General features: G+C 75.0%; 10 protein-coding genes and 1 pseudogene. 8 read left to right on the top strand and 3 right to left on the bottom strand.

Going from position 1 to position 9,914, the window contains the following annotated elements:
* From CBZ_RS20945 to CBZ_RS13665, 3 genes and pseudogenes are all read right to left on the bottom strand, one after another.
* A pseudogene (locus tag CBZ_RS20945) lies at positions 1 to 410 on the bottom strand (hypothetical protein); the annotation flags it as partial.
* A 212-nt stretch (positions 411 to 622) separates the two neighbouring features.
* Positions 623 to 1,192, bottom strand: coding sequence for a flavin reductase family protein (locus CBZ_RS13670; protein WP_165446774.1), 570 nt, complete (start codon positions 1,190 to 1,192; stop codon positions 623 to 625).
* A 10-nt stretch (positions 1,193 to 1,202) separates the two neighbouring features.
* Positions 1,203 to 2,087, bottom strand: a complete 885-nt coding sequence (locus CBZ_RS13665) for an inositol monophosphatase family protein (RefSeq protein WP_246013377.1) — start codon at positions 2,085 to 2,087, stop codon at positions 1,203 to 1,205.
* Positions 2,088 to 2,248: 161 nt separating this feature from the next.
* On the opposite strand from CBZ_RS13665, the gene CBZ_RS13660 reads away from it, so the two are divergent.
* From CBZ_RS13660 to CBZ_RS13625, 8 genes are all read left to right on the top strand, one after another.
* Positions 2,249 to 3,274, top strand: a complete 1,026-nt coding sequence (locus CBZ_RS13660; RefSeq protein WP_130782075.1) for an NAD-dependent epimerase/dehydratase family protein — start codon at positions 2,249 to 2,251, stop codon at positions 3,272 to 3,274.
* A 7-nt stretch (positions 3,275 to 3,281) separates the two neighbouring features.
* Positions 3,282 to 4,010: a polysaccharide deacetylase family protein gene (locus tag CBZ_RS13655; protein WP_130782074.1), complete on the top strand. Its 729-nt coding sequence runs from the start codon at positions 3,282 to 3,284 to the stop codon at positions 4,008 to 4,010.
* The gene (locus CBZ_RS13650; RefSeq protein ID WP_130782073.1) at positions 4,010 to 5,164 is read left to right on the top strand and encodes a glycosyltransferase family protein; all 1,155 of its coding nucleotides are present in this window, start codon (positions 4,010 to 4,012) and stop codon (positions 5,162 to 5,164) included. The genes CBZ_RS13655 and CBZ_RS13650 overlap by 1 nt, the downstream gene beginning before the upstream one ends.
* Complete coding sequence (locus tag CBZ_RS13645) at positions 5,161 to 6,249, top strand: glycosyltransferase family 4 protein (protein WP_130782072.1); 1,089 nt, start codon at positions 5,161 to 5,163, stop codon at positions 6,247 to 6,249. The genes CBZ_RS13650 and CBZ_RS13645 overlap by 4 nt, the downstream gene beginning before the upstream one ends.
* Positions 6,246 to 7,376, top strand: coding sequence for an N-acetylglucosamine-6-phosphate deacetylase (locus tag CBZ_RS13640; RefSeq protein WP_130782071.1), 1,131 nt, complete (start codon positions 6,246 to 6,248; stop codon positions 7,374 to 7,376). The genes CBZ_RS13645 and CBZ_RS13640 overlap by 4 nt, the downstream gene beginning before the upstream one ends.
* Positions 7,369 to 8,466: a Gfo/Idh/MocA family protein gene (locus CBZ_RS13635; RefSeq protein WP_165446773.1), complete on the top strand. Its 1,098-nt coding sequence runs from the start codon at positions 7,369 to 7,371 to the stop codon at positions 8,464 to 8,466. Before CBZ_RS13640 ends, CBZ_RS13635 begins: the two co-directional genes overlap by 8 nt.
* The gene (locus tag CBZ_RS13630) at positions 8,463 to 9,605 is read left to right on the top strand and encodes a hypothetical protein (protein WP_130782069.1); all 1,143 of its coding nucleotides are present in this window, start codon (positions 8,463 to 8,465) and stop codon (positions 9,603 to 9,605) included. The genes CBZ_RS13635 and CBZ_RS13630 overlap by 4 nt, the downstream gene beginning before the upstream one ends.
* A partial coding sequence (locus CBZ_RS13625) for a 5-deoxy-glucuronate isomerase (protein ID WP_165446772.1) occupies positions 9,605 to 9,914 on the top strand: 310 nt, incomplete at its 3' end. The genes CBZ_RS13630 and CBZ_RS13625, both read left to right, overlap by 1 nt.

The following is a 9,914-nucleotide window of genomic DNA, read 5'->3' as shown; positions in this document are numbered from 1 at the left end:
GCCTCCCGCCGCGCCGTCTGGCGCGCCGCCTCCTCCTGCGCGGCGGCCGCGGCCGCCGCCTCCGCCGCGAGCCGCTCCGCCTCGGCCTGGTCGGCCGCGATCCGCGCGAGCTCCGCCTCGATCGCCTGCTCGAGCCACGCCACGTCGGCGTCAGGGGCGGTCCAGGTCGCGTCCGCGGGCGCCGTGACCGTGTCCGGGTCCGGGACGGCGAGCGCGACGACCCTGTCGTCCTGCGGCGGCTGCGCGGTGGCGACGGGCACCCGCGGGCTCGCCCCGGCGCTCGTCAGCACCGAGGCGGCGACGACACCGAGCGCGACCACCGGCATCGCGGTCCGCGCCCGGCACCACGACGGCAGGACACGGGGCGCCGGGGCGGCACGATGGCGGTGCCGGTGCGCTGCAGCGGTCATGACGGTCGGGCTCCTCCCCTCGGGCGGGCGCCCGAGGCGTCGTCGGGGCGACGCCCTCAAGGCATCGGCATCCCGTCCCCCACCCATGAGCGCTGGACCCGATCGGCCTGGCACGGCATCGACCTGGTCGGGCGTCGAGTCCTCGTCGATGTCGCTCCCCAGCGCGGCCGCCCGGAACGTCGCGAGCGCGAGCGCGTCCCCGGCGTCGGACGTCAGGTTCGCGATCCGGCTCGCCACGACAGCGACGCTGCGCCTCGCCCGCTGCGGCGTTCCTCCTCCGGCGTGCCAGGGTGCGCGGGAAGCTCGGCGGACCGGACGCCGCGGTACTCGCGGTCGAGGTAGACGAGCGGCTCGGCGTCGTCGGCGGTCTGCGCGTGGAACGCCTCGGCGAGCAGGAGCACGCTGGGCCCCGCGTCGAACCGGGTCACCACGCGTGCCGCGAGCCACGCCCGCGCCCCGCGCAGGACGGGCGTCCCGGGGACGACGGCGTCCACCCGGTCGCCCGGCACCCGGTCGTGGCCCTGCACGGCGAGGCTCCGCGCCAGGTGCACGTCGTCGTAGCCGAGGACGTTCATCGAGAACGCGGGTGCGGCGAGGAGCGTCGGCAGGCGCGTGCTCCGTGCGGCGACGGAGAACACGAAACGGGGCGGGTCGGCCGAGACGGACGCCAGCGAGCTCAGCGTCATGCCACGGACCTGGCCGCCGTCGCCCCACAGCACGACCGCCACACCGGCCGGGTGGCGGGCGAAGACGTCCTTGAAGTCCTCGGGAACGGCGGGCACGGCCACCACCTCAGGGACGCCCGGGCGTCGGGCCGGCCGGCGTCCGTGACCCGCGACGTGGCGTCGACCGACGGATCGCCAGCGGCAGGGGGTCCTCCTCGCCGTCGAGCACGTCGAGCGCGAGCTCGTGGAGGCGGCCGTTGGTCACGAGCAGGTCGTGGCCCGCGGGGTGACGCCGGCCCTCGAGGTCGGTGAACCTGCCGCCCGCCTCCTCGACGACGACCTGGAGCGCGGCGACGTCCCAGGGCGCGACGTGCGCCTCGCACGAGATGTCGACGACCCCCTCGGCGACGAGCACGTGGGAGTAGAAGTCGCCGTACCCGCGCGTGCGGCGGACCCGGCGGGCGAGGTCGATGACGCCGTGGAACCGCCCGTGCTCCGCCCAGCTCCACGGGCTGGAGAACGACACGTGGGCGTCCTCGACGCGGTCGACGCCGGACACGTGGATCCGACGGTCGTGCTTGCGGCCGTCCGCCGTGGGCTCGCGCACCCACGCGCCGCCTCCCGCCCGCGCGTACCAGCGCCTGCCCAGGGCGGGCGCGGACACCACACCCACGACCACCGCACCGTCGACCTGGAGGCCGATCAGCGTCGCCCACACCGCCGAGCCCCGGACGAACCCGGAGGTCCCGTCGACCGGGTCGACGACCCAGCACCGGTCGCCGCCGCCCCCGCCCGTCTCCTCGCCGAGCACGGTGTCACCGGGCCGCTCGGCGGCGAGCCGCCCGCGGATCTGCTCCTCGAGCGCCCGCTCCGTCGCGGTCACGGGCGTGCCGTCGCGCTTGAGCTCGGCGGCCCGCGCCCGCTCGTCCCCGAAGACCGGCAGGGTCGTGGCGTCCGCGAGGTCCGCCAGCTCGAGCGCCAGTCGCAGATCGTCCGCCCACAGAGGTGACACGGGTGGGAACCCTAGACAGTCACGGCGCACATGACCACCGAAACATCGCCAGTTGCCCGGATGCTCCGGGGTTGCTACGTTCCGGGGCCAATGTGGGAGCCCTCCCACGGGTGCGCCCGTGGGAGGGCTCGTCATGGGGATCGACAGAGAGGTCGGACGACGTGCCACGCGTACAGGACACAGCGGCAGGCGCCGACCGCCCGTCGACCCTCCCCGGGCCGACCGGATGGCTGGTCACCGGTGCCGCCGGGTTCATCGGCTCTCACCTCGTCGCCCGCCTGCTCGGAGACGGCCACCAGGTCACCGGCCTCGACGACTTCTCCACCGGCTCGCACGAGAACCTGGCCGACGTCGAGCGGACGGTCGGGCCGGAGGCGTGGAGCCGGTTCCGGCTCGTCGAGGGCGACCTGCGCGACCCGGCAGCCTGCGCGGACGGCATCGACGGGGTCGACGTCGTGCTGCACCAGGCAGCTGTCAACTCGGTGCCCCGGTCGGTCCTCCAGCCGGACCTCGTGACGCAGGTCAACGTCCTCGGCACGGTCCGCCTCCTCGAGGCCGCACGGCAGGCGGGCGTCGCGCGGGTCGTCTGCGCGAGCTCCAGCTCCGTGTACGGCGACGCGCCCGGCAGCGTGCGGACCGAGACGTCGACGGGACGGCCACTGTCCCCGTACGCCGCCAGCAAGCAGGCGCTCGAGGCGTACGCAGCGGCGTACGCCAAGGTCACCGGCGTGCCGACCGTGTGCCTCCGCTACTTCAACGTCTTCGGGAGCCGGCAGAACCCCGCCGGCCCGTACTCGGCGGTCATCCCCCGCTGGGTGTCCGCGACGCTGCGCGGCGAGCCGGTGCACATCAACGGCGACGGCGCGTCCGTGCGGGACTTCACGCACGTCGACAACGTGGTCGAGGCCAACCTGCGTGCGGCGCAGGCCGACGTCGACTTCGCAGCGGTCAACGTCGGGTGCGGCCGACCCACGTCGCTCGTCGAGCTGGCCGCCGCGATCCGGCTGGCGGCGGGGGGCACCGACGCACCGGACCCGGTGTTCGGCCCGCCGCGCCCCCACGACGTCGTCGCGTCGGTGGCCGACCTCACGCACGCCTCGACCGTGCTGGGCTACCGCCCGGTGCGCGACCTGCCGACCGGCCTCGCCGCCACCGTGCCGTGGTTCACGGCCGCGACGCTCGTCTGAGGCCGCCGTGTTCGTCCCGCTCATGTACCACCTGGTCGACGACCGGGTGGAGCACCCGATGTCGGTGCCGCAGGACGCGTTCCGCCGCCAGCTCGACTGGCTCGGTGCGTCCGGTGTCACCGTGCTCACCGTCGACCGGGCCGTCGCGGCGCTCGACAACCCTGGTGAGGTCACCGAAGGCGTCGTCCTCACGTTCGACGACGGGTACCTCAACACCGTCACGACGGTCCGGGAGATGCTCGACGAACGCGGGCTGCACGCCGTGATGGCCGTCTGCGGCAGCTACCTCGACCCCGCGACCACGCCGGCGGACATCCCGCACGCGTCTCGCGAGTTCGCGTCGGCCCAGGACGTGCGCGACTGGCTCGCCGCGGGACACGACGTCGCCGGCCACTCGTACACCCACCCCCGGTTGACCACCCTGGACCGCCGGGACCTGGAGGCGGAGGTCGACCTCGACCTCGAGGCCGTCGAGGCCGCGACCGGCCGTCGCCCGACGACGTTCTGCTACCCCTTCGGCAAGGCGGACGCGGCGGTGCGGGAGGTCGTCGGGCAGCGCTACCGGCATGCCTTCGTGACCGACGGCGGGAGCTGGCCCGACCCGACCCACCCCCTCGCCATGCGGCGCCTCGAGGTGCGACCGGCGTGGGACCTCGGCACGTTCCGCGCCGAGGTCGGACGCGCCCTGGAGGCGTGTCGGCGCCAGGCCCCGGCAGCAACGACGAGGAGCTCGTGATGCGCGTCGCCATGTACTGGCACAACGGCCGGAGCCTCGGTCACACCGCCGAGTCCGCGAAGATCGCCGCGGCGCTGCTCGATGCCTCGCCCGACGTCCGCTTCGCGGGCCTCACCGGCGCGTACCGCGGCCTCGGCATGCTCCCCGACGCGGTCGACGTGGTGAAGCTGCCGTCGTTCGCGAACTTCGACGACCCGCAGGGCTGGCGGTTCCGCTCCCGGCTCGGGTTCGCGGAGGACGAGTTCTTCGCCGTGCGCGGCGAGCTCGCGCAGGTGTTCCTCCGGCACTACCGACCGGACGTGCTCCTGGTCAACCACCTGCCGAGCGGGGCCGAGTCGGAGCTCGCGCCGGCGCTCCAGGAGCGCGCGTACACGTCCGCGGTGCTCACGTTGCGCGGTGTCCTGTTCGACCGCGCCAAGACGAACCGGGAGTACTTCGTCGGCGAGGTCGCGGACCACATCGCCCGCACCTACGAGCGGATCACCGTGCACGCGCCGCCCGAGGTGTTCCGGCTGGAGGAGCACTACGACGTCCCGCAGGAGCTCCTCGGACGCCTCCGCTACACCGGGTACCTCGCCGACCCGTCGCCGCTCACGCGGGCCGAGGCACGCGAGCGTCGCGGCTGGCACCCCGACGAGCGCGTGATGGTCGCCAGCATGGGCGGCGGACAGGGGGCGGGGCACATCTGGGCGGCCGTCGTGCAGTCCCTGCGGGCGAACCGACGCGCGTTCGACCGCGCTCTCGTGGTGACCGGCCCCTACCTCGAGGACGCCGCGCTGCGGCAGGTGCAGGCGGAGTCGGCGCACCTCGACGGCACGACCGTGGTGACGTACGACGACGACCTGCCGACCGCCATGAAGGGTGCGGACCTCTTCGTCGGCGCGGCCGGCTCGAACATGATCAGCGAGGTCCTCAGCGTCGCCGCGAACGCGGTCCTCGTCCCGCGGCAGCTCCGCGAGTCCGAGCAGTCCATCCACGTCGGGCTGCTCGGCCGACGCGGGCTGGTCCGGACCGCGGGCCTCCAGCAGGTGCTCGACGGTGCGCTGGACGACCTCGTCGGCGAGGCGCTGGCCCACCCGCTGGCACCCGACGTCCCGCACCTGCTGGGCGGTGCGCGCCGGTACCCGCAGGTCCTGGACGAGGTCGTGCGATGAGCGGCACCGCGCCGGCCGTCACCGTGGTCGTCCGCTACTTCACCGTCGGCGGTCTCGAGCGCGTGGTCACCTCGCTGGCGAACGAGCTCGTGGCGAGGGGCGCGGACGTCCGCGTCGTGGTCCTGCACGCCGGCAAGCGCAACGCCCTGCTCACGGAGCTCGACGAGCGGGTCGACGTCGTCGCGCTGCGGGGGACGCTCGTGGCCCGGCTCCGGGAGCTGCGTCGGCTCACGGCGGGTCGGGTGGTGCACGTCAACTTCGGTGACGGTCGGATCCACCCCCTGGTCCGCGCGGTGCTGCGGGACCGGCCGACCGTGGTCACCTGCCACTCGGTGTACAGCCACAAGCGGACGCCGCTCGTCAACCGGGCGGACCGGTTCTGGTCGACGTCGGTGCACTCCGTGATCGCCGTCTCCGAGGCGGTCCGGCGCTTCTGCGTCGACGAGGTCGGCATGGACCCGTCGAAGGTCGTGGTGGTGCCCAACGGTGTCGAGATCGAGCGGATCGGGCGCCTCGCGGGCGCCCCGCAGCCCGGGTCCACCGAGCTCGCGGTCGTCTCGCTGGCCAGCCTCTACCCCCACAAGAACCACGCGACCCTGCTGGACGGCTTCGCGGCCGCGCTCGGTGAGCGGTCCGACCTCCGGCTGCGGATGATCGGCGACGGCCCGGAGCTGATCGGCCTGCACGGCGCAGCCCGCCGCCTGGGCGTCGCCCGCTCCGTGGACTGGTACGGCGCGGTGTGGCGACGCGACCAGGTGGTCCCCCTCGTGTCGTCGGGGCACGTCTTCGTGTCGGCCAGCAGGTTCGAGGGCATGCCGATCTCCGTGCTCGAGGCCATGGCGTGCGGTCTCGCACTCGTCCTGTCGGACATCCCGCCGCACCGGGAGGTCGCCGGGGACGCCGCGGTCTACTTCGCGGCCGACGACGCCGCGGAGCTGGGCAGACGGCTCCGGGAGGTCGCGGACGACCCTGCCCTCCGCCAGGCGCTCGCCGCACGGTCGCGCGAGCGCGCGGCCGACTACGACGTCGCCCTGCAGGCGACGCGGTACGCCGAGATCTTCGACAGGGTGGCGCGACGCGCATGACCGGGACCGGCACGGTTCGCGGACGGGTCGTCACCGGGTCCGGGGTTCGCGACGCCGTCGTGGCGTACGTCGACGGCCGCATCGTCGACGTCGCGGCGTCCTCCGACGCCCCGGACGTGCTGGTGCTCCCCGGTCTGGTCGACGTGCACTGCCACGGTGCCGAGGGCCGGTCCTTCGGCTCCCCGCGTCCGGAGACCTGGCGGGCCGTCCGTCGCGCGCACCTGCGGCACGGGACGACGACGCTCCTGCCGACGCTCGCGACCGCGACTCCCGACGCCATGGCGGCGGCCCTCGCGACGGGGCGCCGGCTCGTCGCCGCCGGGGCGCCGGGCATCGCCGGCCTGCACCTGGAAGGGCCGTTCGTCGCGCCCCCGTTCCGTGGAGCCCACGCCGCCGGCCTCGTCCGGTCCCGTGTGCCGGTCCCGCTGCCGCCGCCCGTGGACGACCTCGACGGCGTCCGCGTCGTCACGTTCGCGCCGGAGCTGCCGGGCGCCGACGCGCTGCTCGCCTCCTGCGTCAGGGCCGGGGTCACCGCGTCCGCGGGGCATACGGCTGCCACGCCCGCGGACCTCGACGCCGCGGCGGCGGCGGGGCTGACCCACGTGGCGCACCTGTGGAGCGGTCACTCCCGGCTCGAGCAGGACGGCCCGGTCCGCCGGCCAGGGCTGCTGGAGGCGGTGCTCGCGTCCGACGCGTTCACGGCCGAGGCGATCATGGACGGACGGCACCTGACGGCCGTGCTCGCGCGCATCGCCTACCGCTGCCTCGGCCCGGACCGGCTGTGCCTCGTCTCGGACGCCTCGCCGGGCGCGGGCCTGCACGACGGCGCCTCGTTCGACCTGGCCGGAGGGACGGCGACGGTGCGCGACGGCGTCGCGTGGTCGGCCGACGGCCGCTCGTACTGCGGGAGCACGTCCTTCCTGCTGGACGTGCTGCGGTTCGCCGTGCGCGTCGCCGGCATCGGCCTCGTCGACGCGGTCCGCATGGCGACGACGACGCCGGCCCGCGCGGTGGGCCTGCCGCCCGGCACGGGCGACGTCGTCGTGGGCGGGCCGGCGACCTTCGTGCTGCTGCGCCCCGACCTGAGCGTCGCGGGCGTCGTCGAGGGCGGTGAGCGCGTTGTCTGACCTCCGCCCGTCGCGGGTGGCGCTGGTCGGCCTCGGGCACCGCGCCACGACCACGTACCTGCCGCTCGTCGCCGCCGCCGACGGCAGGGTGGAGCTCGTCGGCGTGCTCGACCCCGACCGCGCGGCACGTGCGAGGTTCCTCGACGCCGCGGGACGACCCGACGCGGTGCAGCAGGCGGTGGACCTCGACGCGCTGCTGCGCGACGCACGCCCCGACGTCGTGATCGTGGCGAGTCCCGACGACCTCCACGCCGCGCAGGTCGAGACCGCGCTGCGGCACGGGACGGACGTCTTCTGCGAGAAGCCGATCGGCATCGGCACCGCGGACGTCTCGCGCGTCCTGCACGCCTCACGGGCCTCGGACGCCGCCCTCGTCGTCGGGCACAACCTGCGGTTCCACGACCTGCACCGCGCGGTCAAGGACGTCATCGACTCGGGACGGGTCGGGCGGGTCACGACGGTCGCGATGACCTACTACCTCCTGCCCGGCCACGGCGAGTCGTACCTGCGGCGGTGGCACCGGACCCGCGCCCGCTCCGGCGGTCTGGAGGTCACCAAGGCGTGCCACCACCTCGACCTCCTCACGTGGTGGATGGACGACGTCCCCGTCGAGGTGTCGGGGCGGACGTCACGCGAGCACTACACGTCGGACCGCACACCGCCGGACGCCGACATCGACGACACGGTCGCCGCGGTCGTCCGCTACGCGGGCGGGGGCCTGGCGATGTACACGCTGGTGGGACGCGCAGACCGAGAGGGGTGCTCGCTGCACGTCCAGGGCACAGGGGGACGCGTCGAGGTCGAGTGGGACGCCAAGGCGCCACCCGGGTCGGAGCACGTCGTCCGGGTCCTCACGACCGGGCAGGCGCCGTCCACGCTCCGCATCCCCGTCGCGCCCGGCCGCCACGGCGGCGCCGACGCCCGGATGCTCCGCCACCACTTCGACCCGTGGGACCCCGGCGCCGGCAACGTCGCGCACGCCGCCGTCGCGGTCACCGTGGGTGAGGCCATCACCCGGTCCAGCCGTCGAGGCGCGACGGTCGACATCTCCGGCACCGACGCCGTCGCCCACCTGCGAGGACGCCCGTGAAGATCTCCTACGCCGTCATGGCACACCCCACCCGTAGCCGCCTCGCCCAGGCGGTGCGCGAGCAGCTCCTCCCTCAGGAGAGCACCCTCGTCCTCGACCCCGAGCCCTGGGGCGTCCCGGCGACGCTGCGGACGGCCACGATGGCGTGGGCCGCGATGCCGCCCGACGCCACGCACCACGTCGTGCTCCAGGACGACGTCGTCCTCGCCTCCGAGTTCACGGCGCACGTCGAAGCGCTCGTGCGCCTCCACCCCGACCGCGCCGTGTCCCTGTTCACCGACTGGGGCAGCCGCAACGGGACGGTCGTCCGGCTGGCCGCGCTCGAGGGGCGCCGGACCGCCGCGGCGGTCCCCCAGTACACGCCGTGCCAGGCGATGGTGATGCCGCGGCGGCTCGTGGAGCTGTTCGTGGCGTCCGCGTCCGCCTGGGACGACCCGCTCGAGCCGGACGACAACGTGCTGCGGGAGTTCTTCGTCGCCCAGGAGGAGGAGCTGCTGCTGTCCGTGCCCAACCTCGTGGAGCACCTGCCCGTGCGCAGCGCGGTCGGCAACGACCAGCAGGGGCGTCGCGCCGCCGTCTGCTTCGTCGAGCGGCTGCCGGCCCGGTGGTTCGCGGACGACGACACCGTCGGTAGGTACGACCGGGTCGCGTTCCTGCGCGAGGCACGGCTGTGGGCGTACAGCCGGACGACGCCCGCCGGTGTGCAGCACCCCCCGGGAACGGCCGCCGCGGAGTGGCACAAGGCGTACGTCGAGACGTGCCCCGACCTGTTCGGTCTCGACCTGCAGGACATGCTCGACGGCTACCACACCGACCTGGGACGCCTCCCGACCGCGGCCGTGCACGCCGCCATGGCCCTCGTCCCGCCGCAGGCCCTCTGGTCGCTGTGGGCGGCCGGGTACTGGCTCGCCCGCACGACCGGCCCGGCGCCGGTCCGGTCCGCCGGTCCCGACGACGGGGCGATCACGGCCGCACTCGTCCGGGACGAGGCCGTCCGGACGCTGGTGCCGGGCGGGCTGTTCCCCGCGCAGAGCCACGCGGAGCTCGTCGCGAGCGCCGCCGTGCTGCGCCCCGTCCTCGACCTGGCGCTCGCCCGCGGCGCCGCCGACCACCGACGCACCACCACCGAGGAGGCATGATGCCGGGCAGCCCCGTGCGCATCGCGATCGAGGACCTCACCGACGGCGGACGGCTCGCCGTCGGGTCCGACGACCGGCAGCACGTCGTGGTGGTGCAGCGCGGCGCCGTCGTCGTCGAGCACGCCGACGGCACCCGCACCGAGCTCGGCGGGCGGTCCGACGTCTTCGACGGCTCGGCGTCGGCGCTCCGCGTGCCCGCCGCGCACCGGCTCGACGTCACGGGGATCGGCACCGCTCGTCTCGCGGTGGTCTCGGCACCCGCCTCCCCGGACGGCACCCGACCCACCGTGGTCCGGCCCGACGACGTCG

The organism is Cellulomonas biazotea (assembly GCF_004306155.1).
GTDB classification, from domain to species: Bacteria; Actinomycetota; Actinomycetes; order Actinomycetales; family Cellulomonadaceae; genus Cellulomonas; species Cellulomonas biazotea.
Note: the sequence above shows the minus strand (reverse complement) of the source record. Positions and strands in the feature narration are given on the sequence as shown.